Source organism: Burkholderia ubonensis subsp. mesacidophila, from assembly GCF_002097715.1.
Taxonomy (GTDB): domain Bacteria; phylum Pseudomonadota; class Gammaproteobacteria; order Burkholderiales; family Burkholderiaceae; genus Burkholderia; species Burkholderia mesacidophila.
On the sequence record NZ_CP020737.1, the window covers coordinates 407,639 to 430,195 of the forward strand.

Consider the following 22,557-nt stretch of genomic DNA (forward strand, 5'->3'; position numbering starts at 1 on the left):
CTCCGTGAGCGCCCCCACCACCTCCGAGACCCTGCTGGAACTCCGCGACGTCGACTTCGGCTACGGCGACCGCCTTGTCCTGTCGAACCTGAATCTGCGCTTCGCGCGCGGGCAGGTGGTTGCGGTCATGGGCGGCTCGGGCTGCGGCAAGACCACCGTGCTGCGCCTGATCGGCGGGCTCGTGCGTGCGCGCCGCGGCCAGGTGCTGTTCGACGGCGCCGACGTCGGCGCGCAGACGCGCGACGGCCTGTACGCGCTGCGCCGCAAGATGGGCATGCTGTTCCAGTTCGGTGCGCTGTTCACCGACATGTCGGTGTTCGAGAACGTCGCGTTCGCGCTGCGCGAACATACCGACCTGCCCGAGGAGCTGATCCGCGATCTGGTGCTGATGAAGCTCAACGCGGTGGGGCTGCGCGGCGCGCGCGACCTGATGCCGTCCGAGGTGTCGGGCGGCATGGCGCGGCGCATCGCGCTCGCGCGGGCGATCGCGCTCGATCCGCAGCTGATCATGTACGACGAGCCGTTCGCGGGCCTCGACCCGATCTCGCTCGGCATCACCGCGAACCTGATCCGCACACTGAACCACGCGCTCGGCGCGACCTCGATCCTCGTCACGCACGATGTGCCGGAGTCGTTCGCGATCGCCGACTACGTGTACTTCCTGGCCAACGGCGGCGTGCTCGCGCAGGGCACCCCCGACGAGCTGCGCGCGTCGACCGATCCGAGCGTGCGCCAGTTCATCGACGGCGCGCCGGACGGCCCGTTCAAATTTCATTACACGAGCCCGCCGCTCGGCGCGGACTTCGGGCTCGGCGGAGGGCGCGCATGATCAGCGCGATCGGAAGTTTCGTCAACGGCAGCCTCGTGCGCGCCGGCTATGGCGCCCGCATGTTCGTGCGGCTCGTGCTGGAATTCTTCCCGCTGCTGCGCCGGCCGCGGCTCGTCACGAAGCAGATTCACTTCCTCGGCAACTACTCGTTCGTGATCATCGCGGTGTCGGGCCTGTTCGTCGGCTTCGTGCTCGGCCTGCAGGGCTACTACACGCTGAATCGCTACGGGTCCGAGCAGGCGCTCGGCCTGCTCGTCGCGCTGTCGCTCGTGCGCGAGCTCGGCCCGGTCGTCACGGCGCTGCTGTTCGCGGGCCGCGCGGGCACGTCGCTGACCGCCGAGATCGGCCTGATGAAGGCCGGCGAGCAGCTCACCGCGCTCGAGATGATGGCGGTCGATCCGATCAAGACGGTGATCGCGCCGCGCATGTGGGGCGGGATCATCGCGATGCCGCTCCTCGCGGCGATCTTCAATGCGGTCGGCGTGCTCGGCGGCTACGTCGTCGGCGTGATCCTGATCGGCGTCGATTCGGGCGCGTTCTGGTCGCAGATGCAGGGCGGCGTGCAGGTCTGGGCCGACGTCGGCAACGGCGTGCTGAAGAGCATCGTGTTCGGGTTCGCCGTGACCTTCATTGCACTGTTTCAAGGGTACGAGGCGAAGCCGACGCCCGAGGGCGTGTCCCGCGCGACCACCAAGACGGTCGTGTTCGCGTCGCTCGCCGTACTCGGCCTCGATTTCCTGCTGACCGCGCTGATGTTCAGCTAAGCCTCAGCCAAGCCATATTTTGGGATGACGATGAAAAAGACTGCTCTCGACTTCTGGGTCGGCCTGTTCGTGGTGGTGGGCTTCCTTGCGGTGCTGTTCCTTGCGCTGAAGGTCGGCAACATGAGCTCGCTGTCGTTTCAGCCGACCTACTCGGTGAAGATGAAATTCGACAACATCGGCGGGCTGAAGCCGCGCGCCGCCGTGAAGAGCGCGGGCGTCGTGGTCGGCCGCGTGAAGGCGATCGGCTTCGACACGAACACGTACCAGGCGCTCGTGACGATCGATCTCGACAAGCAATACCAGTTCCCGAAGGACTCGTCCGCGAAGATCCTGACGTCGGGCCTGCTCGGCGAGCAGTACGTCGGCCTCGAGCCGGGCGGCGATTCCGAGATGCTGAAGGCGGGCGACACGATCTCGATGACGCAGTCGGCGATCGTGCTCGAGAACCTGATCGGCCAGTTCCTGTACAGCAAGGCGGCGGACGCCGGCGGTGCGAAACCGGCCTCCGGCGCGCCTGCCGCGACGGCGCCCGCCGCATCCGGCGCCCAATAACCACACGAGAGATCAAGAAGAGGGGAAACGAACATGCAGACGATTCGGATCAGGCACGCCGCGCTTGCGGTGGCTGCGGTAGCCGCGCTGAGCGGCTGCGCCACCGTGCAGACGCCGACCAAGGGCGACCCGCTCGAGGGTTTCAACCGGACGATGTACAAGTTCAACGACACCGTCGACACCTATGCGCTGAAGCCGGTCGCGCAGGGCTATCAGTACGTGGTGCCGCAGCCGGTGCGCGACAGCGTGACGAACTTCTTCTCGAACATCGGTGACGTCTACATCGCCGCGAACAACCTCGTGCAGTTGCGGATCGCCGACGGTGTCGGCGACATCATGCGCGTCGTGATCAACACGGTGTTCGGTGTCGGCGGCCTGTTCGACGTCGCGACGATCGCGAAGCTGCCGAAGCACACGGCCGATTTCGGCGTGACGATGGGCCGCTACGGCATGCCGGCGGGCCCGTACCTGGTGCTGCCGCTGCTCGGCCCGAGCACGGTGCGCGACGCGGCGGGCCTCGGCGTCGACTATCTCGGCAATCCGCTCACCTACGTGAAGCCGGACGGCCTGAGCTACGGCCTCTTCGGCGTGAACCTCGTGAACACGCGCGCGAACCTGCTCGGCGCGGGCGACGTGCTGTCAGCGGCGGCGATCGACAAGTATTCGTTCGTGCGCAACGCGTACCTGCAGCGGCGCCAGATGCTGATCAGCAACGCGCGCGGCGAAGCGGGTGCATCGTCGGACAGCGAAGCGCTGCCGAAGTACGACCTGCCGGACGACGGTGCGGCGGCGCCGGCCGCTGCGTCCGCGCCGACGGGGGCATCCGGTGCGGTCGCACCGGCGCCGGGGTCGGAAGCGGCCGGTTCGCCGAATCCGGCCAGCGCAACGAACGTGCCGGCGATGCAGGTGACGCCGCCGGCGCCCGGCGGGCTGCGCATCCCGAGCATCCGGCTGCATTGATCGGACTTACACTCGTTACAGCCGGAAACGATTATGCCGGTGGCGCACGCGAACTTGCGCGTAAGCTACCGGCTCCAACCTCCGCATCGACTCATTCATGCAGGTCAATATTATGAAGAAACTGTTCCTGATTCCGGTTTTCGCTGTGCTGTTCTCGTTTGGCGCCGCAGCCCACGCGGAAGTCGACCAGTCGAATCCGCAGGCGCTGATCAAGACGGCGACGCAGCAGGTGCTCGACGAAGTGAAGCAGCAGACGATCAAGCAGGGCGACACGAACCGCATCATCACGATCGTCAACAAGGACATCCTGCCGTACACCGATTTCCGCCGCACCACGCAGCTCGCGATGGGCCGCCACTGGCGCGAGGCGTCGCAGGCGCAGCAGCAGCAGGTGCAGGAGCAGTTCAAGCTGCTGCTGATCCGCACGTACTCGGGCGCGATCGCGCAGCTGAAGCCGGACCAGCAGATCCAGTACCCGCCGTTCCGCGCGAGCCCGGAAGACACCGACGTCGTGGTCAAGACGGTCGCGATGAACAACGGCCAGCCGGTCCAGATCGACTACCGCCTGTACAAGACGCAGCAGGGCTGGCGGGTGTATGACCTGAACGTGCTCGGCGCGTGGCTGATCCAGACGTACCAGCAGCAGTTCAACGAGAAGATCCAGCAAAGCGGTGTGGACGGCCTGATCCAGTTCCTGTCGCAGCGCAACCAGGAGCTTGCCGCCGGCAAGCAGGCGTCGTGAGCGGCTTCGCAGCCGGTTCCACGCTGACCCACGCGAGCGCGAAGGCCGCGCTCGCGGCGGGGCTCGCGCAGATCGGCGCGGGCGCCACCACCGTCGATTGCGCGGCGCTCGCGGAATTCGACTCGTCCGCGCTCGCCGTGCTGCTCGCATGGCAGCGCGCCGCGCAGGCGCGCGGCGCCCGCCTCGACATCCTCAATTTCCCTCCGAAGCTCGCCAGCCTCGCGCAGGCATACGGCGTCGACGCGCTCATCAACGGGCGACATTGACCCTGTCCGACTGAACGCCGGCCCCCGCGGGGCGCCGGCTGCCTGATGGCCGTCCCCAATGGCCGTCCCGTCCCGCCGGTTTGCCCTATAATCAAGCGTTTTGCGGGGCTGCCGATCCGGCGTCGGGCCCCGTTTTCTTTCGCAGCAAGCACAGAATAGGCGTCGTGGCCGTTGCGCCGCGCACAGTCCATGTCAGCCATAGAAATCCGTCACGTCAAGAAGCGCTACAAGTCGCTTCAGGCGCTCAAGGGCGTCAGCCTGTCGGTCGAGGAAGGCGAGTTTTTCGGTCTGCTCGGCCCGAACGGCGCAGGCAAGACCACGCTCATCAGCATCCTCGCCGGGCTCGCCCGGGCCGACGAAGGCAGCATCTCGGTGCGCGGCCATGACGTCGTCAAGGACTTCCGGGCCGCGCGCCGCGCGCTCGGCGTCGTGCCGCAGGAGCTGGTGTTCGATCCCTTCTTCACGGTGCGCGAGACGCTGCGGATCCAGTCCGGCTACTTCGGGCTGCGCCACAACGACGACTGGATCGACGAGGTGATGGCCAATCTCGACCTGACCGAGAAGGCCGACGCGAACATGCGCGCGCTGTCGGGCGGGATGAAACGCCGTGTGCTGGTCGCGCAGGCGCTTGTGCACCGGCCGCCCGTGATCGTGCTCGACGAGCCGACCGCCGGCGTCGACGTCGAGCTGCGCCAGACGCTGTGGAAGTTCATCTCGCGGCTGAACCGCGAAGGCCACACGATCGTGCTGACCACCCACTACCTTGAGGAAGCCGAGTCGCTGTGCGATCGCATCGCGATGCTGCGCCGGGGCGAAGTGGTCGCGCTCGACCGCACCGACGCGCTGCTGCAGCGCTTCGCCGGCCTGCAGCTGTACCTGCGCCTCGCGCACGGCGCGCTGCCCGGCGAGCTGCGCGCGCTGGAAACCGACCCGGCCGCCCGCGCACCCGGCGAGCACCTGCTGCGGCTCGCGAGCTACGACGAGGTCGAACGCATCCTCGCGCAATGCCGCGCCGCCGGCTGCACGTTCGACGAGATCGAGGTCAGGAAGGCCGACCTCGAGGATGTGTTCGTCCAGGTGATGAACGGGGCCGAGGCGATCGAGGGGCTGGCATGAGCGGTTTTCAAACGCTGTTCTACAAGGAAATCCTGCGGTTCTGGAAGGTGTCGTTCCAGACGGTGCTTGCGCCCGTCGTCACAGCGCTGCTGTACCTGACGATCTTCGGCCATGCGCTGACGGGCCGCGTCGAGGTGTATCCGGGCGTCGAGTACGTGAGCTTCCTCGTGCCGGGCCTCGTGATGATGAGCGTGCTGCAGAATGCGTTCGCGAACAGCTCGTCGTCGCTGATCCAGTCGAAGATCACCGGCAACCTCGTGTTCATGCTGCTGCCGCCGCTGTCGTACAAGGACATCTACGGCGCATACGTGCTCGCGTCCGTCGTGCGCGGGCTTGCGGTCGGCACGGGCGTGTTCGTCGTGACGGTCTGGTTCATCCCGATGCAGTTCGCGGCGCCCGCGTTCATCCTCGCGTTCGCGCTGTTCGGCGCGGCGATCCTCGGCACGCTCGGCCTCATCGCCGGGATCTGGGCGGAGAAGTTCGACCAGCTCGCCGCGTTCCAGAACTTCCTGATCATGCCGCTGACGTTCCTGTCCGGCGTGTTCTACTCGACGCATTCTCTGCCGCCCGTGTGGCGCGAGATCTCGCGTCTCAACCCGTTTTTCTACATGATCGACGGCTTTCGCTACGGGTTCTTCGGCGCGTCCGACATCGACCCGCTCGCGAGCCTCGCGATCGTCGCCGGTTTCTTCGTGCTGCTCGCGCTGTTCGCGATGCGGCTGCTCGCGACCGGCTACAAACTGCGTCATTGATATGAATCGGCCGCCGCGCGCGGCGCTCGCCGCTCCCGCAGGGGAGCGCGGCGCCGCGCGCGTTCCGGCGCGCACCGACAGGAGCATCACCATGTTGCCGACTCCCGAACAGGTCAAGCAATACATCGCGGGCGGGCTCGCCTGCACGCATCTGGAAGTCGAAGGCGACGGCCAGCACTTCTTCGCGACGATCGTGTCGCCGGCGTTCGAGGGCAAGCGGCCGATCCAGCGGCATCAGCTCGTCTACGCGGCGCTCGGCGATCGTATGAAGCAGGAAATCCACGCGCTCAGCATGAAGACGCTGACGCCCGCCGAATGGCAGAACGCATAACCGGAACCACTGAGTGCAAGTCACCGTCAACGAGCGCGACGCCGTCGAGAGCGTCGCCGCGGCACACCCGGCCGGCAATCGGGATACGCAGGGACATGGGATGGACAAGCTCGTGATCGAAGGCGGCCGCCGGCTGTCCGGCGAGATCGTCGTATCGGGCGCGAAGAACGCGGCGCTGCCGATTCTGTGCGCGGGCCTGCTGACGGCCGATCCGGTCCACCTCGACAACGTGCCGAATCTGAAGGACGTCCGCACCACGCTGAAGGTCCTGAACCAGATGGGCGTGAAGAGCGAGACGGACGGCTGCCAGGTGCGGCTCGATGCGTCGGGCGTCGACAACCTCGTCGCGCCGTACGAGCTCGTGAAGACGATGCGCGCGTCGATCCTCGTGCTCGGGCCGCTGCTTGCGCGCTTCGGCGAGGCGAAGGTGTCGCTGCCGGGCGGCTGCGCGATCGGCGCGCGGCCGGTCGACCAGCACATCAAGGGCCTGCAGGCGATGGGCGCCGAGATCAGCATCGAGCACGGCTTCATCGAGGCGCGCGCGAAGCGCCTGAAGGGCGCGCGCATCGTCACCGACATGATCACGGTGACCGGCACCGAGAACCTGCTGATGGCGGCGACGCTCGCCGACGGCGAGACGGTGATCGAGAACGCCGCGCGCGAGCCGGAAGTGAGCGATCTCGCGCACCTGCTGGTCGAGATGGGCGCGAAGATCGACGGGATCGGCACCGACCGGCTCGTGATCCAGGGCGTCGAGCGGCTGCACGGCGCGCGCCACGCGGTGATTCCGGACCGCATCGAGGCCGGCACGTTCCTGTGCGCGGTCGCGGCGGCGGGCGGCGACGTCACGCTGACGGGCGTGCGCCCGCACATCCTCGACGCGGTGATCGACAAGCTGCGCGAGGCCGGCGTGACGGTCGAGGAAGGCGACACCTGGCTGCGCGTGAAGATGGACCGCCGGCCGTCCGCGGTGACGATCCGCACGTCCGAATACCCGGCGTTCCCGACCGACATGCAGGCGCAGTTCATGGCGCTGAACGCGGTTGCGGCGGGCACCGCACAGGTCGTCGAGACGATCTTCGAGAACCGCTTCATGCACGTGCAGGAGCTGAACCGGCTCGGCGCGAACATCACCATCGACGGCAACACCGCGCTCGTGACGGGCGTCGACAAGCTGTCCGGCGCGAAGGTGATGGCAACCGACCTGCGCGCGTCCGCGAGCCTCGTGATCGCCGGCCTGCGCGCCGACGGCGAGACGCTCGTCGACCGCATCTATCACCTCGACCGGGGATACGACCGGATGGAAGCCAAACTGACCGCCGTCGGCGCGAACGTGCGCCGCGTTTCCGGGAGCCAAGCATGAGCGCGCCGCTGACCCTGGCCCTGTCGAAGGGCCGGATTTTCGAGGAAACCCTGCCGCTGCTCGCCGCCGCCGGGGTGCAGGTGACCGAGGATCCGGAAACGTCGCGCAAGCTGATCCTGCCGACGACCAACCCGGACCTGCGCGTGATCATCGTGCGCGCGAGCGACGTGCCGACCTACGTCGAATACGGCGCGGCCGACTTCGGCGTGGCCGGCAAGGACGTGCTGATCGAGCACGGCGGCTCGGGCCTGTACCAGCCGATCGACCTGAACATCGCGCGCTGCCGGCTGTCGGTCGCGGTTCCCGCCGGCTTCGACTACGCGAAGGCGGTGCGCCAGGGCGCGCGCCTGCGCGTCGCGACGAAGTACGTCGAAGCGGCGCGCGAGCACTTCGCCGCGAAGGGCGTGCACGTCGACCTGATCAAGCTGTACGGGTCGATGGAGCTCGCGCCGCTCGTCGGCCTCGCCGACGCGATCGTCGACCTCGTCAGCTCGGGCGGCACGCTCCGGGCGAACAATCTGGTCGAGGTCGAGGAGATCATGCAGATCTCGTCGCGCCTCGTCGTGAACCAGGCTGCGCTGAAGCTCAAGCGCGCGGCGCTCAAGCCGATCCTCGACGCGTTCGAACGCGCGTCGCAGAATGGCGTGTGAGCGCACACCGTAACGGAACTTCCATGTCCATCACCATCCGCAAGCTCGACTCGACGAGCGAAGGCTTCGATGCCGCACTGCGCGCGCTGCTCGCGTTCGAGGCGAGCGAAGACGACGCGATCGAGCGCTCGGTCGCGCAGATCCTCGCCGACGTGAAGGCGCGCGGCGACGCCGCGGTGCTCGACTACACGAACCGCTTCGACCGGCTGGGCGCGGACAGCGTCGCCGCGCTGGAGCTGCCGCAGGACGCGCTGCAGGAAGCGCTCGACGGCCTCGCGCCGAAGGCGCGCGCGGCGCTGGAAGCGGCCGCGGCGCGCGTGCGCGGGTATCACGAGAAGCAGAAGATCGAGTGCGGCAGCCATAGCTGGCAGTACACGGAAAGCGACGGCACGGTGCTCGGCCAGAAGGTCACGCCGCTCGACCGCGTCGGCCTGTACGTGCCGGGCGGCAAGGCGGCCTACCCGTCGTCGGTGCTGATGAACGCGATTCCGGCGCGCGTCGCGGGCGTCGGCGAGATCGTGATGGTCGTGCCGACCCCGGACGGCGTGAAGAACGACCTCGTGCTCGCCGCGGCGCTGCTCGGCGGCGTCGACCGCGTGTTCACGATCGGCGGCGCGCAGGCGGTGGCCGCGCTCGCGTACGGCACCGAGACCGTGCCGGCCGTCGACAAGATCTGCGGGCCCGGCAACGCGTACGTCGCGTCGGCGAAGCGCCGCGTGTTCGGCACGGTCGGCATCGACATGATCGCCGGGCCGTCGGAAATCCTCGTGCTGTGCGACGGCACCACGGACCCGAACTGGGTCGCGATGGACCTGTTCTCGCAGGCCGAGCACGACGAGCTCGCGCAGTCGATCCTGCTGTGCCCGGACGCTGCGTTCCTCGAGCGCGTCGAGAAGGCGATCGACGAGCTGCTGCCGACGATGCCGCGCGAGGCCGTGATCCGCGCGTCGCTCGAAGGCCGCGGCGCGCTGATCAAGGTGCGCGACATGGCCGAAGCGTGCAGGATCGCGAACGACATCGCACCCGAGCACCTCGAGATTTCCGCGCTGGAGCCGCAGCAGTGGGGCAAGCTGATCCGCCACGCCGGCGCGATCTTCCTCGGCCGCTACACGAGCGAGAGCCTCGGCGACTACTGCGCGGGCCCGAACCACGTGCTGCCGACGTCGCGCACCGCGCGCTTCTCGTCGCCGCTCGGCGTGTACGACTTCATCAAGCGCTCGAGCGTGATCGAAGTCAGCGCCGAAGGCGCGCATACGCTCGGCGAGATCGCGTCCGAGCTCGCGTACGGCGAGGGGCTGCAGGCGCACGCGAAGAGCGCCGAATACCGGATGAAAGGCGGCGGCCAGGGCTGACCCCCGGGCCGCAGACGGGCGCGGCGGCTGCCGCCGCGCCGACCCATTGACGCCGGCGCAACGCACGCCGGCTTGCAGACCATGACGACGCCACAAGACATCATTCGCCGCGACGTGCTCGCGATGACGAGCTACCCGGTGCCGGACGCGAGCGGATTCGTGAAGCTCGACGCGATGGAGAACCCGTACCCGCTGCCCGAACCGCTTGCGGCGGCGCTCGGCGCGCGCCTCGCGCAGGTTGCGCTGAACCGCTATCCGGCGCCGCGCCCGGCCGCGCTCATCGACAAGCTGCGCCGCACGATGGGCGTGCCGGCCGCGTGCGACGTGCTGCTCGGCAACGGCTCCGACGAGATCATCAGCATGATGTCGGTCGCGTGCGCGAAGCCGGGCGCGAAGGTGCTCGCGCCGGTGCCGGGCTTCGTGATGTACGAGATTTCGGCGAAATTCGCGCAGCTCGAGTTCGTCGGCGTGCCGCTCACGGCCGACCTGACGCTCGACGTCGATGCGATGCTCGCGGCGATCGCCGAGCACCGCCCGGCGCTCGTCTATCTCGCGTACCCGAACAACCCGACCGGCACGTTGTACGACGCCGCCGGCATCGAGCGGATCATCGCGGCCGCACGGCACAGCCTGGTCGTGATCGACGAGGCGTACCAGCCGTTCGCCGAGCGCTCGTGGCTGCCGCGCGCGGCGGAGTTCGACAACGTCGTCGTGATGCGCACGGTGTCGAAGCTCGGCCTCGCGGGCATCCGCCTCGGCTACCTCGCCGGGCTGCCGGCGTGGCTCGCGGAGTTCGACAAGGTGCGTCCGCCGTACAACATCAACGTGCTGACGCAGGCGACCGCCGATTTCCTGCTCGACCACCTCGACGTGCTCGACGCGCAGGCGGCCGAGCTGCGCGCCGAGCGCGCGCGCCTCGCGCAGGCGGTGGCCGCGCTGCCGGGCGCGACGGTGTTCCCGAGCGCCGGCAATTTCCTGCTGGTGCGCGTGCCGGATGCGGCGGCGGTGTTCGACGCGCTGCTGACCGAGCGGGTGCTGGTCAAAAACGTGAGTAAAATGCATCCGTTGCTGGCCGAATGCGTGCGGCTGACCGTCGGTTCTCCCGATGAAAACGCCCGCCTGCTGGCCGCATTGAAACTCGCGCTGCCCGGTCGAGCCTGACGGCGCCGCGGCGCGAAACGATCAATCCCCATTTACATCGACTCAGTCAAGGAATTGCCATGCGTGTGGCGGAAGTCGTTCGCAATACCAGCGAAACGCAGATCCGTGTGAAGCTCAATCTCGACGGCACGGGCCAGCAGAAGCTGGCCACCGGCGTGCCGTTCCTCGACCATATGCTCGACCAGATCGCACGACACGGTCTGGTCGATCTCGAGGTCGAGGCGCATGGCGACACGCATATCGACGACCATCACACGGTCGAGGACGTCGGCATCACGCTCGGCCAGGCGGTCGCGAAGGCGATCGGCGACAAGAAGGGCATCCGCCGCTACGGCCATTCGTACGTGCCGCTCGACGAGGCGCTGTCGCGCGTCGTGGTCGACTTCTCGGGCCGTCCGGGCCTCGAATTCCACGTGCCGTTCACGCGTGCGCGGATCGGCACCTTCGACGTCGACCTATCGATCGAATTCTTCCGCGGCTTCGTGAACCATGCGGGCGTGACGCTGCACGTCGACAACCTGCGCGGGATCAACGCGCACCACCAGCTCGAGACGGTGTTCAAGGCTTTCGGCCGCGCGCTGCGGATGGCGGCGGAGCTCGACGAACGCGCGGCGGGGCAGGTCCCGTCGACGAAGGGCAGCCTCTGAACTCCTCCTTCTGACCGGACGCTCGCTCAGGACAACCTCACGGCTTCGGCGCATCGCGCCGGCTTGCGATGGATCTGCTCAAATCGTTCATTTCGCTGCTCGCGCTGATCAACCCGGTCGGCGCGGTGCCGTTTTTCCTGAGCCTGACCGCGCAGCAGACGGACGACGAGCGGCGCCGCACGATCCGGATCGCGTCGGTGTCGGTGTTCTGCGTGATCACGGTGACGACGCTGCTCGGCCAGCAGATCATCGACTTCTTCGGCATTTCGGTCGGCTCGCTGGAGGTCGGCGGCGGGATCATCATGCTGCTGATGGCGATCAGCATGCTGAACGCGCAGGCCGGCAATACCCGCTCGACGCCGGAGGAGCGCCACGAAGCCGAGCAGAAGGACAACATCGCGGTGGTGCCGCTCGCGATCCCGCTGCTGACGGGCCCCGGCTCGATCAGCACGGTGATCATCTATGCGGCGAACTCGCGTCACTGGTATGAGCGGGCCGGGCTCGTCGCGATCGGCGCGATCCTCGCCTGCCTGTGTTTCGTCGCGATGCGGCTCGCCGAGCCGATCGCGAACTGGATCGGCCGCACCGGTATCAACATCGCCACGCGGCTGATGGGACTGATGCTGTCGGCGCTGGCGGTGGAATTCATCGTCAACGGACTGAGGGCGCTACTGCCTGCACTGAGATGAAAACTTCGATTGCGATTGTGGATTATGGGATGGGCAACCTGCGCTCGGTCGCGCAGGCGCTCAAGCAGGCCGAACCGGCCGCCGACGTGGCGATCGTCGACACGCCGGCCGCGATTCGCGCGGCCGACCGCGTCGTGCTGCCCGGCCAGGGCGCGATGCCGGACTGCATGCGCTGCCTCGGCGAATCGGGCCTGCAGGAAGCGGTCCTCGAAGCGTCGCGCACGAAGCCGCTGCTCGGCGTGTGTGTCGGCGAGCAGATGCTGTTCGACTGGAGCGCCGAAGGCGACACGAAGGGCCTCGGCCTGCTGCCCGGCAAGGTCGTGCGCTTCGCGCTCGACGGCCAGCTGCAGGACGACGGCTCGCGCTTCAAGGTGCCGCAGATGGGCTGGAACCGCGTGCGTCAGGCGCAGCCGCACCCGTTGTGGGACGGCGTGCCGGACGACGCCTATTTCTACTTCGTGCACAGCTATTACGTCACGCCGGACAACCCGGCGCATACGGTCGGCGAAACGGTCTACGGTGCGCCGTTTACGTCCGCGGTCGCGCGGGACAATCTCTTCGCGACCCAATTCCACCCGGAGAAAAGCGCGGAAGTCGGGTTGCGTCTGTATCGCAACTTCGTACACTGGAAACCGTAAACGTGGCGCGCGAACCACAGTCGGGGAGCGTGAAACGCCCGCCGCACGGGGCTCGCCCTGGGGCCTGTTCCCGCCAATAACGGGCTTGCGCTGGCCGCCAGAAGGGCCGAGCGCAAGGAATGGGACGCAGCGAATACTGGACGTATTCGCAAGGAGCATGACGCGGCGATCGGCCCTTCTGGTGGCCAGCCCCGCGAGTGATTTTTTCAAATCAGGGGAACGTGCCTTTCCGGCCGCATTGCAGCGTCGATCGTCGCTTGTTTGGCTCGGCCAAACGGCGCTCCTCACTCCTTGCACTGCGACCGGAAAGGCACGTTCGCAAGCCCGTTATTGGCGGGAACAGGCCCTAAGCGCCGAACGAGTTGTACTAAACTAGCGAGACGACGCGACACCGGATGGGCCGGTGCGCGTGCGACTCTTTTCCTTTTCCCAGACGACAACCGATTGCTATGTTGCTGATTCCGGCCATCGATCTCAAAGACGGTCAGTGTGTGCGCCTCAAACAGGGCGATATGGACCAGGCTACGATTTTCTCCGAGGACCCCGCGGCGATGGCCCGCAAATGGGTCGACCTCGGCGCCCGGCGGCTCCATCTCGTCGACCTGAACGGCGCGTTCGCCGGCAAGCCGAAGAATCTCGAGGCGATCGAGGCGATCCTCGAAGAAGTCGGCGATGAAATCCCCGTGCAGCTCGGCGGCGGCATCCGCAGCCTCGAGACGATCGAGAAGTATCTCGACGCGGGCCTGTCGTACGTGATCATCGGCACCGCGGCCGTGAAGGACCCGGGCTTCCTGCAGGACGCGTGCAGCGCGTTCGCGGGCAGCATCATCGTCGGCCTCGACGCGAAGGACGGCAAGGTCGCGACCGACGGCTGGAGCAAGCTGACGGGGCACGAGGTGATCGATCTCGCGCAGAAGTTCGAGGACTACGGCGTCGAATCGATCGTCTACACGGACATCGGCCGCGACGGCATGCTGCAGGGCATCAACATCGAGGCGACCGTGAAGCTCGCGCAAGCGGTCGGTATTCCGGTGATCGCGAGCGGCGGCCTGTCGAACCTCAACGACATCGAGAAGCTGTGCGAGGTGGAAGCGCACGGCGTCGAAGGCGTGATCTGCGGCCGTGCGATCTACTCCGGCGATCTCGACTTCGCGGCCGCGCAGAAGCGCGCGGACGAACTGAACGGCGAGCTCGACAACGCCTGACCCGGCCGTCGTCACCCTTGCCGGGGCTGCCCGCCGGGCAGCCCTGACCGGACTGCCGCTCGCGGCCGTCCCTACTTGCGGCACTTGGCGCAACATCATGGCTCTAGCTAAACGCATCATTCCCTGCCTGGACGTGACCGCCGGGCGCGTCGTCAAGGGCGTCAACTTCGTCGAACTGCGCGACGCGGGCGACCCCGTCGAGATCGCCCGCCGCTATGACGAGCAGGGCGCCGACGAACTGACGTTCCTCGACATCACCGCGACGTCCGACCAGCGCGACCTGATCCTGCCGATCATCGAGGCGGTCGCGTCGCAGGTCTTCATCCCGCTGACGGTCGGCGGCGGCGTGCGCGCCGTCGAGGACGTCCGGCGCCTCTTGAACGCGGGTGCGGACAAGGTCAGCATGAACTCGTCCGCGGTCGCGAACCCGCAGCTCGTGCGCGACGCGGCCGACAAGTACGGCTCGCAGTGCATCGTCGTCGCGATCGACGCGAAGCGCGTGTCCGCCGACGGCGAGACTCCGCGCTGGGAAGTGTTCACGCACGGCGGCCGCAAAGCCACCGGGCTCGACGCGATCGAGTGGGCGCGCAAGATGGCCGAGCTCGGCGCGGGCGAGATCCTGCTGACGAGCATGGATCGCGACGGCACGAAATCGGGCTTCGACCTCGCGCTCACGCGCGCCGTGTCGGACGCGGTGCCGGTGCCGGTGATCGCGTCGGGCGGCGTCGGCTCGCTGCAGCATCTGGCGGACGGCATCAAGGACGGCCGCGCGGATGCGGTGCTCGCGGCGAGCATCTTCCACTACGGCGAACACACGGTCGGCGAAGCGAAGCGCTTCATGGCCGACCAGGGCATTCCGGTGAGGTTGTGATGAGCACGGATAACGCAATGCCGGCGTGGCTCGACAAGGTCCGCTGGGACGACAACGGCCTCGTGCCGGTGATCGCGCAGGAAGCGTCGACGAACGACGTGCTGATGTTCGCGTGGATGAACCGCGAGGCGTTGGCGAAAACGATCGAGACGCAGCGCGCCGTCTATTATTCGCGCTCGCGCAAGCGCCTGTGGTTCAAGGGCGAGGAGTCGGGCCACGTGCAGCATGTGCACGAGGTGCGACTCGATTGCGACGAGGACGTCGTGCTGCTGAAGGTCGAGCAGGTGTCGGGCATCGCCTGCCACACCGGCCGGCATTCGTGCTTTTTCCAGAAATTCGAAGGCACCGTCGACGGTGGCGACTGGGTCGCGGTCGAGCCGGTGCTGAAAGATCCCGAACACATCTACAAATGACGCAAACGACCGAAGACACGCTGCTGCGCCTCGCGGCCGTGATCGACAGCCGCAAGGGCGGCGATCCCGATCAATCGTACGTGTCGCGCCTGTTCCACAAGGGTGACGACGCGGTGCTGAAGAAGATCGGCGAAGAGGCGACCGAAGTCGTGCTCGCCGCGAAGGACGTGCGCCAGGGCGGCGCGCCGACGGCGCTCGTCGGCGAGGTGGCGGACCTGTGGTTCCATTGCCTCGTGATGCTGTCCCATTACGACCTGAGCCCGGCCGACGTGATCGCCGAGCTCGAGCGTCGCGAAGGGATGTCCGGCATCGAGGAAAAGGCGCTGCGCAAGCGTCGCGAGCGCGAGGAAAACGGCGGCTGACGCGCATCGTCGCGCGGCCGCTACTTCGTGGCAAACTGTAAGAATTGTCATCGAACGGGGGTAGCATCATGACCGATACGCCAAGCCAGTTCCCGCCGCCGGTTCCGGGCAGCGCGGAAAGCGAGCGCCTGAACGGGCTGCGCACGCTGACCCACGTGCTGTACGGGCTCTATGCGGTGCACTGGCTGACGGGCGGCATCACGGGTCTCATCGCGATCATCATCAACTACGTGAAGCGCGACGACACGGCCGGGACGCCGTACGCGGACCATTTCGAATGGCAGATCCGCACGTTCTGGCGCGCGCTGATCGCTTACGTGATCGGCTTCGCGCTGCTGTTCGTCGGCATCGGTTTTCTGGTGCTGGGAGCGGTCTGGATCTGGACGCTGTACCGTATCATCAAGGGCTGGCTGTACTTGAACGACAACAAGGCGCTCGATCCGCAGGCGTGGTTCTGACACTGCGGCGCGCGCCTCCAGGAGCAACATGAGTCACGATCCGAATTGCCTGTTCTGCAAGATCGCGGCAGGCGAGATTCCGAGCACGAAGGTGCACGAGGATGAAGAGTTCGTCGCGTTCCGCGACATCCGCCCGGCGGCCGAGACACACGTGCTCGTGATTCCGCGCAAGCACCTGCCGACGCTGTCGTCGGCCGGGGAAGAGGACGCGCCGCTGCTTGGTAGAATGCTGGTGCTCGTCGCGCGCCTGGCCGAGCAGCTCGGCGTGGCCTATCACGGCGGCGAAACCGGTTTTCGCACGGTGATCAATACGGGCCCCGGCGGCGGGCAGGAGGTGTACCACCTGCACGCGCATATCCTGGCGGGTCCGCGCCCCTGGCACCGGATGGGTTGACGGCGCGGGGCGTTTCCCGCGTCGATGGTCGACGCCGGCGCAGCGCCGGCGATTTGCGCCGCAAGCGGCGTGGTTGAGGAGAGTTTCATCATGGGTGGATTGAGCATTTGGCACTGGCTGATCGTGCTGCTGATCGTCGCGCTGGTTTTCGGCACGAAGAAGCTGCGCAACATCGGCAACGACCTGGGCAGCGCCGTGAAGGGTTTCAAGGACGGCATGAAGGACGCCGACGCGCCTTCCGCCGACGCGCAGCAACTGCCGCGTTCGGGCTCGGTGGACGTCAACGCGAAGGAAACGACGCGTTCCGATTCGAACAAGGCGTGACGCCGGCACGCTGACGGGCATTCTCCATGCTGGATCTCGGTCTTTCGAAGATGGCGCTGATCGGCGTCGTCGCGCTCGTGGTGCTCGGCCCCGAGCGCCTGCCGCGTGTCGCACGCACGGCGGGCGCGCTGTTCGGCCGCGCGCAGCGCTACATCAACGAGGTGAAGGCCGAGGTCTCGCGCGAGATCGAGCTCGACGCGCTGCGGACGATGAAAAGCGATTTCGAGACCGCCGCGCGCAACGTCGAGACCACGATTCACGACAACCTGCGCGAGCACGAGCAGGACCTGAACGCCGCGTGGCATTCGGCGGTCGGCGGCCCGACCGACTCGGTCGATCAGGCGGGCATGCCAGGCTCCGACTCGCCGGCTGCGCCGTCGTGGCGCAGCAGCCCCGCCGCGCTGGTGCCGAAGCGCCGTAACTGGCGGATCAAGCAGGCGGCGACGCCCGTCTGGTACAAGCGCACCACCACGCGCCGCACGCACGTGCAGTCCGGCGCGGCGCGCGTCGCGCGCCACCAGCCGGCGAGCCTGCGCCGGCCGGCACGCTTCTTCTGAGCCGAGCGCATGCTCGCTCGTCAATCCAACCGAGGGCCGGTGTGAGCGACCCCCAGCAGAATCCGGACGAAGGCCCGGAAGAAACCTTCATCTCCCATCTCGTCGAGCTCCGCGACCGCATCATTCGCGCGGGGCTGTCCGTGATCGTCGTGTTCCTCGGGCTCGTCTACTGGGCGCCGGACATCTTCCGGCTGCTCGCGCGCCCGCTGATGGAGAACCTGCCGAAGGGCGGCAAGATGATCGTCACGGACGTCACCGGCTCGTTCTTCGTGCCGATGAAGGTGACGATGCTCGTCGCGCTCGTGATCGCGCTGCCGGTCGTGCTGTACCAGATCTGGGCATTCGTCGCGCCGGGGCTGTACCAGCACGAGAAGAAGCTCGTTGTGCCGCTCGTCGGCAGCAGCTACGTGCTGTTCCTGTGCGGGATGGCGTTCGCATACTTCCTCGTGTTTCCGACGATCTTCCGCGTGATGGCGCACTACAACGCACCGCTCGGCGCGGAGATGTCGACCGATATCGACAATTACCTGAGCTTCGTGCTCGGGATGTTCATCGCATTCGGGGTGACGTTCGAGGTGCCGATCGTGGTCGTGCTGCTCGTCCGGATGGGCGTGCTGACCGTGAAGAAGCTGAAGGAGATCCGGCCCTACGTGATCGTCGGCGCATTCGTCGTCGCGGCGGTCGTCACGCCGCCGGACGTGTTTTCGCAGCTGATGCTCGCGCTGCCGCTCGTCGTGCTGTACGAGGCCGGGATCATCGCGGCGCGGTTCTTCGTGCCGAAGCCGCGGGAAGCCGAAGCGGAGAACGGCGAGGCCGCAAGCTGATGGCGTGACGGCGAAGCCGAAGCGGATTCAAGTCGCGATCCACATAAGCACAAAGGGCAGCCGGTTGGCTGCCCTTTTTTCTTGCCCCGACGCGGCGGCGCGCCGCCGGCGACGTCACTCGGTGTCGCTGTCCTGCTCGTCGAGCACCTGCTTCGGCGGCGGCGGGCGCTTGCCGATCACGACGTTCACGTCGAACTCCTTGCCCTTGCGCACGACATGCACCTTGGTCGTTGCGCCCGGCTTGATCTGCGCGACGACGTTGAGCAGCTTCGTCGTGTCGGTGATCTCCTCGCCGTTGACCGTGACGAGGATGTCGCCCGGCTTGATGCCCGCCTTGTCGGCCGGGCCGCCCTGCAGCACGCCCGCGACGATCGCGCCCGATTTCTGCTGCAGGCCGAACGATTCGGCGATCTCCGGCGTGACGTCCTGCGGCTCGACGCCGATCCAGCCGCGCGTGACCGAGCCCGACGTGATGATGCTCTCGAGCACCGTGCGCGCGGTCGACACCGGAATCGCAAAGCCGATGCCGAGCGAGCCGCCCGAGCGCGAATAGATCGCCGTGTTGATGCCGAGCAGGTTGCCGTTCACGTCGACGAGCGCGCCGCCGGAGTTGCCCGGGTTGATCGGCGCGTCGGTCTGGATGAAGTTCTCGAACGTGTTGATGCCGAGGTGATTGCGGCCGAGCGCGCTGATGATCCCCATCGTCACCGTCTGGCCGACGCCGAACGGGTTGCCGATCGCGAGCACGACGTCGCCGACGCGCGCCTGGTCGGAGCGGCCGAGCGTGATCGTCGGCAGGTCGGTCATGTTGATCTTGAGCACCGCGAGGTCGGTCTCCGGATCGCTGCCGATCACCTTCGCGGTGGCCGTGCGGCCGTCGGCGAGCGCGACTTCGATCTGATCGGCGCCGTCAACGACGTGCTGGTTCGTTAGAATGTAACCTTCCGGGCTCACGATAACGCCCGAACCGAGGTTGGCCGCCGGCTCGTCCTGCTGCTTGCGGGCGTTGCGGTCACCGAAGAAATAGCGGAACAGCGGATCCTTCGCGCGCGGATCGGGCGGCAGCGAGCCGTCCTTGCTGGAGAACACGTTGACGACCGCCGGCATCGCCTTTTGTGCGGCGTCGGCGTAAGAGGTGGTCGCGGGCGCGCCGCCGATGCCGGGCGCGACTTCGCGCAGGGCGACGATCGGCGTGGCGAGCTGCTTGCCGAGCTGTCCTTGCCGTTGCAGCCATTGCGGCTTGAGCGTCACGACGATGAACATCAGCGCGAGCAGCACCGTGACTGCCTGCGCGAAGAACAGCCAGAAGCGTCTAAGCATCTGAATGGGCTAGAGGAATATATGGATCGGATCGAACTCGAATTGTACTTGAACAATACCCTCGAAACGGCGCGGTTCAAGGACTATTGCCCGAACGGGCTGCAGGTCGAGGGCCGCCGCAAGATCGAGAAGATCGCGACCGGCGTGACCGCGTCGGCGGCATTCCTCGAAGCGGCGATCGAATGGGGGGCGGATGCCGTGCTGGTCCATCACGGCTATTTCTGGCGCAACGAGGCGCCGCAGATCACCGGCCGCAAATACCAGCGCCTGAAGCTGCTGCTCGCGAACGACCTGAACCTGTTCGCGTTCCACCTGCCGCTCGATGCGCACCCCGAACTCGGCAACAACGCGCAGCTCGGCGACAAGCTCGGGCTGATCGGCGAGTCGCATTTCGGCGAAGGCGACCTCGGCTGGATGGCCACGCTGCCGATGCCGGTGACGCTCGAGCACTTCGTCGCGAAGGTCGAGCGGGTGCTCGGCCGCACGCCGCTCGTGCTCGGCGATCCGGACCAGCAGCTGCGCCGCATTGCGTGGTGCACCGGCGCCGCGCAGAGCTATTTCGACGCGGCGATCGACGCCGGCGCCGACGTGTTCCTCACCGGCGAGGTGTCGGAGCCGGTCACGCACGCGGCCGCGGAGAGCGGCGTCGCGTTCGTTGCGGCGGGGCACCATGCGACCGAACGCTACGGAATCCAGGCACTTGGGGTCCATTTGTCCGAGCGATTCGATCTCGAACACCTGTTTATCGATATTCATAACCCGGTCTGAACGGCCGGATTGCGGCGGCGCATCGAAAACACGCAATGTAGCAAACGCTTAAAAGTGAATTGGATTATTCACTCGAGTGGTGGGGGGAAACCCTTAACTATCAACCACTTCGAAGGGATTTTCATTTCCGGGCCTTGTAAATGACGACTCCATTCGAGCAAACTAGCGGCGGAATGGAAAGTCGTGACGGAAAATCCAACTCAGAAGTGGGGCGTGTGATGCGAGACAAGGAAGAGAAACGCGTCGACAGCGGCCGCCGTACCTGGCTGATTGCGACATCCGTAGCAAGTGGCGTGGGAGGCGTCGCCACCGTTATCCCGTTCGCGGCGTCGCTGGCGCCGTCGGCGAAAGCGAAAGCGGCCGGCGCGCCGGTCGAAGTCGATATCGGCGCGCTGAAGCCCGGCGAGATGCTCACCGTGCCATGGCGCGGCAAGCCCGTCTGGGTGTTGAACCGCACCGACGCGATGCTCACCGACGTGACCAAGGCCGACAAGGAAGTCGCCGATCCGACCAGCAAGAACCCCTATTCGATGCCGCTGCCGGCCTACTGCGCGAACGAGTACCGCGCGCGGGCCGAGCACAAGAACATCCTCGTCGTGATGGCCGTGTGCACGCACCTCGGCTGTACGCCATCCCAACGCTTCCAGACCGGGCCGCAGCCGAACCTGCCCGACGACTGGCCGGGCGGCTTCCTGTGCCCGTGCCACGGTTCGACCTACGACCTCGCCGGCCGCGTCTTCAAGAACAAGCCGGCGCCGCAGAATCTCGACGTTCCGCCCTATATGTTCACGTCCGCGACGACGCTCGTGATCGGCAGGGACGAGAAAGGAGAAGCGTAATGGCGACGACCGAACACAACGAAGTCACGACGACGACGACGGGTTTCACCGGCTGGATCGATGCGCGCTTTCCGTGGACGGTCATGCTCAAGAAGCATGTGACCGAGTACTACGCGCCGAAGAACTTCAACTTCTGGTACTTCTTCGGCTCGCTCGCGCTGCTCGTGCTCGTCAACCAGATCGTCACCGGCATCTTCCTGACGATGAACTACAAGCCCGACTCGACGCTCGCGTTCGCGTCGGTCGAGTACATCATGCGCGAAGTGCCGTGGGGCTGGCTGATCCGCTACATGCACTCGACGGGCGCGTCGATGTTCTTCGTCGTCGTCTACCTGCACATGTTCCGCGGGCTGATGTACGGCTCGTACCGCAAGCCGCGCGAGCTCGTGTGGATCTTCGGCTGCGCGATCTTCCTGTGCCTGATGGCCGAGGCGTTCTTCGGCTACCTGCTGCCGTGGGGCCAGATGTCGTTCTGGGGCGCGCAGGTGATCGTGAACCTGTTCTCGGCGATCCCGTTCATCGGCCCGGACCTGTCGCTGTGGATTCGCGGCGACTATGTCGTGTCCGACGTCACGCTGAACCGTTTCTTCGCATTCCATGTGATCGCGATCCCGCTCGTGCTGATCGGCCTCGTGGTCGCGCACCTCGTCGCGCTCCATGAAGTGGGGTCGAACAACCCGGACGGCATCGAGATCAAGAAAAAGAAGGATGCGAACGGCATTCCGCTCGACGGCATCCCGTTCCACCCGTACTACTCGGTGCACGATTTCTTCGGCGTGTGCGGGTTCCTGATCGTGTTCGCGCTGATCGTGTTCTACGCGCCGGAAATGGGCGGCTACTTCCTCGAGGCGAACAACTTCATCCCCGCGAACCCGCTGCAGACGCCGCCGGAGATCGCGCCGGTCTGGTACTTCACCGCGTTCTACGCGATGCTGCGCGCGACCACCGACCCGTTCAAGATCGTGCTGATGATCGTGATCGCGCTGCTCGGCGTGCTCGCGCTGGTGCGCGCGCGCGGCAAGTGGCGGCTCGGGCTGCCGGTGCTGTCGGCCGCGATCGTCGTGTTCATGTACCTGACGGAATCGAAGTTCTGGGGCGTCGTCGTGATGGGCTCGGCCGTCGTCTCGCTGTTCTTCCTGCCGTGGCTCGACCGCAGCCCGGTGAAGTCGATCCGTTATCGGCCGCTGTTCCACAAGGTGTTCCTTGGGATCTTCGTGGTCGCGTTCCTGACCCTCGCGTTCCTCGGCACGCGGCCGCCATCGCCGGCCGGGACGGTGATCGCGCAGGTGTGCGCGCTGATCTACTTCGCGTTCTTCCTCGGCATGCCGGTCTGGACGCCGCTTGGCACGTTCAAGCAGCCGCCGGAGCGGGTGCGCTTCAAGCCCCATTAACGTGAGCGAGGAGAGAACG

Annotated in this window: 29 protein-coding genes; 28 read left to right on the plus strand and 1 reads right to left on the minus strand. The window is 66.7% G+C overall.

What is annotated here, in order from left to right; all coding sequences use genetic code 11:
- The first annotated feature begins 4 nt into the window (after window positions 1-4).
- From B7P44_RS01945 to tatC, 25 genes are all read left to right on the plus strand, one after another.
- Window positions 5-829, plus strand: a complete 825-nt coding sequence (locus B7P44_RS01945; protein ID WP_084900018.1) for an ABC transporter ATP-binding protein — start codon at window positions 5-7, stop codon at window positions 827-829.
- On the plus strand, window positions 826-1,593 hold the full coding sequence (gene mlaE / locus B7P44_RS01950) for a lipid asymmetry maintenance ABC transporter permease subunit MlaE (protein ID WP_084900021.1): 768 nt from the start codon (window positions 826-828) through the stop codon (window positions 1,591-1,593). Before B7P44_RS01945 ends, mlaE begins: the two co-directional genes overlap by 4 nt.
- Window positions 1,594-1,617: 24 nt before the next feature.
- Complete coding sequence (mlaD, locus tag B7P44_RS01955; protein WP_084900023.1) at window positions 1,618-2,145, plus strand: outer membrane lipid asymmetry maintenance protein MlaD; 528 nt, start codon at window positions 1,618-1,620, stop codon at window positions 2,143-2,145.
- Between the two features lie 33 nt (window positions 2,146-2,178).
- Entirely contained in the window at window positions 2,179-3,105 is a 927-nt protein-coding gene (locus tag B7P44_RS01960; protein WP_084900026.1) for an MlaA family lipoprotein, read from the plus strand.
- 112 nt (window positions 3,106-3,217) lie between these two features.
- Window positions 3,218-3,847 carry an MlaC/ttg2D family ABC transporter substrate-binding protein gene (locus B7P44_RS01965; protein WP_084900028.1) on the plus strand — a complete coding sequence of 210 codons (630 nt, stop codon included), beginning with the start codon at window positions 3,218-3,220 and terminating at the stop codon, window positions 3,845-3,847.
- On the plus strand, window positions 3,844-4,113 hold the full coding sequence (locus B7P44_RS01970) for an STAS domain-containing protein (protein WP_084900031.1): 270 nt from the start codon (window positions 3,844-3,846) through the stop codon (window positions 4,111-4,113). Before B7P44_RS01965 ends, B7P44_RS01970 begins: the two co-directional genes overlap by 4 nt.
- A 189-nt stretch (window positions 4,114-4,302) precedes the next feature.
- The gene (locus B7P44_RS01975) at window positions 4,303-5,229 is read left to right on the plus strand and encodes an ABC transporter ATP-binding protein (RefSeq protein WP_084906340.1); all 927 of its coding nucleotides are present in this window, start codon (window positions 4,303-4,305) and stop codon (window positions 5,227-5,229) included.
- Window positions 5,226-5,981: an ABC transporter permease gene (locus B7P44_RS01980; protein ID WP_084900034.1), complete on the plus strand. Its 756-nt coding sequence runs from the start codon at window positions 5,226-5,228 to the stop codon at window positions 5,979-5,981. Before B7P44_RS01975 ends, B7P44_RS01980 begins: the two co-directional genes overlap by 4 nt.
- A 91-nt stretch (window positions 5,982-6,072) precedes the next feature.
- Window positions 6,073-6,312: a BolA family protein gene (locus B7P44_RS01985; RefSeq protein WP_006406983.1), complete on the plus strand. Its 240-nt coding sequence runs from the start codon at window positions 6,073-6,075 to the stop codon at window positions 6,310-6,312.
- Between the two features lie 13 nt (window positions 6,313-6,325).
- A complete protein-coding gene (gene murA / locus B7P44_RS01990; RefSeq protein WP_084900037.1) occupies window positions 6,326-7,675 on the plus strand; it encodes a UDP-N-acetylglucosamine 1-carboxyvinyltransferase in 1,350 nt (449 codons plus the stop codon).
- Window positions 7,672-8,325: an ATP phosphoribosyltransferase gene (gene hisG / locus B7P44_RS01995; protein WP_084900040.1), complete on the plus strand. Its 654-nt coding sequence runs from the start codon at window positions 7,672-7,674 to the stop codon at window positions 8,323-8,325. Before murA ends, hisG begins: the two co-directional genes overlap by 4 nt.
- 23 nt (window positions 8,326-8,348) lie before the next feature.
- Complete coding sequence (gene hisD, locus B7P44_RS02000) at window positions 8,349-9,677, plus strand: histidinol dehydrogenase (protein WP_084900042.1); 1,329 nt, start codon at window positions 8,349-8,351, stop codon at window positions 9,675-9,677.
- A gap of 81 nt (window positions 9,678-9,758) precedes the next feature.
- Window positions 9,759-10,838, plus strand: a complete 1,080-nt coding sequence (gene hisC / locus B7P44_RS02005; protein ID WP_084900044.1) for a histidinol-phosphate transaminase — start codon at window positions 9,759-9,761, stop codon at window positions 10,836-10,838.
- A 59-nt stretch (window positions 10,839-10,897) separates the two neighbouring features.
- Entirely contained in the window at window positions 10,898-11,485 is a 588-nt protein-coding gene (gene hisB, locus B7P44_RS02010) for an imidazoleglycerol-phosphate dehydratase HisB (RefSeq protein ID WP_059614065.1), read from the plus strand.
- A 68-nt stretch (window positions 11,486-11,553) separates the two neighbouring features.
- On the plus strand, window positions 11,554-12,174 hold the full coding sequence (locus B7P44_RS02015; RefSeq protein ID WP_017333601.1) for a YchE family NAAT transporter: 621 nt from the start codon (window positions 11,554-11,556) through the stop codon (window positions 12,172-12,174).
- Window positions 12,171-12,812 carry an imidazole glycerol phosphate synthase subunit HisH gene (gene hisH, locus B7P44_RS02020; RefSeq protein ID WP_084900047.1) on the plus strand — a complete coding sequence of 214 codons (642 nt, stop codon included), beginning with the start codon at window positions 12,171-12,173 and terminating at the stop codon, window positions 12,810-12,812. The genes B7P44_RS02015 and hisH overlap by 4 nt, the downstream gene beginning before the upstream one ends.
- A 449-nt stretch (window positions 12,813-13,261) precedes the next feature.
- The gene (gene hisA, locus B7P44_RS02025; RefSeq protein ID WP_084900050.1) at window positions 13,262-14,017 is read left to right on the plus strand and encodes a 1-(5-phosphoribosyl)-5-[(5-phosphoribosylamino)methylideneamino]imidazole-4-carboxamide isomerase; all 756 of its coding nucleotides are present in this window, start codon (window positions 13,262-13,264) and stop codon (window positions 14,015-14,017) included.
- Window positions 14,018-14,114: 97 nt separating this feature from the next.
- The gene (gene hisF, locus B7P44_RS02030; protein WP_084900052.1) at window positions 14,115-14,888 is read left to right on the plus strand and encodes an imidazole glycerol phosphate synthase subunit HisF; all 774 of its coding nucleotides are present in this window, start codon (window positions 14,115-14,117) and stop codon (window positions 14,886-14,888) included.
- A complete protein-coding gene (gene hisI, locus B7P44_RS02035) occupies window positions 14,888-15,301 on the plus strand; it encodes a phosphoribosyl-AMP cyclohydrolase (protein ID WP_059631764.1) in 414 nt (137 codons plus the stop codon). The genes hisF and hisI overlap by 1 nt, the downstream gene beginning before the upstream one ends.
- Entirely contained in the window at window positions 15,298-15,663 is a 366-nt protein-coding gene (locus B7P44_RS02040; RefSeq protein WP_084900054.1) for a phosphoribosyl-ATP diphosphatase, read from the plus strand. The genes hisI and B7P44_RS02040 overlap by 4 nt, the downstream gene beginning before the upstream one ends.
- 68 nt (window positions 15,664-15,731) lie before the next feature.
- Window positions 15,732-16,121, plus strand: a complete 390-nt coding sequence (locus B7P44_RS02045) for a DUF4870 family protein (protein WP_084900057.1) — start codon at window positions 15,732-15,734, stop codon at window positions 16,119-16,121.
- A 28-nt stretch (window positions 16,122-16,149) separates the two neighbouring features.
- On the plus strand, window positions 16,150-16,515 hold the full coding sequence (locus tag B7P44_RS02050) for a histidine triad nucleotide-binding protein (protein ID WP_010092879.1): 366 nt from the start codon (window positions 16,150-16,152) through the stop codon (window positions 16,513-16,515).
- A gap of 90 nt (window positions 16,516-16,605) precedes the next feature.
- Complete coding sequence (gene tatA, locus B7P44_RS02055) at window positions 16,606-16,839, plus strand: Sec-independent protein translocase subunit TatA (RefSeq protein WP_042584484.1); 234 nt, start codon at window positions 16,606-16,608, stop codon at window positions 16,837-16,839.
- A gap of 26 nt (window positions 16,840-16,865) precedes the next feature.
- Window positions 16,866-17,396: a Sec-independent protein translocase protein TatB gene (gene tatB / locus B7P44_RS02060; protein WP_084900060.1), complete on the plus strand. Its 531-nt coding sequence runs from the start codon at window positions 16,866-16,868 to the stop codon at window positions 17,394-17,396.
- A gap of 41 nt (window positions 17,397-17,437) precedes the next feature.
- Complete coding sequence (tatC, locus tag B7P44_RS02065) at window positions 17,438-18,220, plus strand: twin-arginine translocase subunit TatC (RefSeq protein WP_084900063.1); 783 nt, start codon at window positions 17,438-17,440, stop codon at window positions 18,218-18,220.
- Between the two features lie 114 nt (window positions 18,221-18,334).
- On the opposite strand, the gene B7P44_RS02070 is transcribed toward tatC, so the two are convergent.
- Complete coding sequence (locus B7P44_RS02070; protein ID WP_084900066.1) at window positions 18,335-19,540, minus strand: S1C family serine protease; 1,206 nt, start codon at window positions 19,538-19,540, stop codon at window positions 18,335-18,337.
- 21 nt (window positions 19,541-19,561) lie between these two features.
- Between B7P44_RS02070 and B7P44_RS02075 the strand changes: the two genes are divergently transcribed.
- From B7P44_RS02075 to B7P44_RS02085, 3 genes are all read left to right on the plus strand, one after another.
- Window positions 19,562-20,308, plus strand: a complete 747-nt coding sequence (locus B7P44_RS02075; RefSeq protein ID WP_084900068.1) for a Nif3-like dinuclear metal center hexameric protein — start codon at window positions 19,562-19,564, stop codon at window positions 20,306-20,308.
- A gap of 218 nt (window positions 20,309-20,526) precedes the next feature.
- Complete coding sequence (petA, locus tag B7P44_RS02080; RefSeq protein ID WP_084900071.1) at window positions 20,527-21,147, plus strand: ubiquinol-cytochrome c reductase iron-sulfur subunit; 621 nt, start codon at window positions 20,527-20,529, stop codon at window positions 21,145-21,147.
- The gene (locus B7P44_RS02085; RefSeq protein ID WP_084900075.1) at window positions 21,147-22,538 is read left to right on the plus strand and encodes a cytochrome b; all 1,392 of its coding nucleotides are present in this window, start codon (window positions 21,147-21,149) and stop codon (window positions 22,536-22,538) included. Before petA ends, B7P44_RS02085 begins: the two co-directional genes overlap by 1 nt.
- Window positions 22,539-22,557 lie beyond the last annotated feature (19 nt).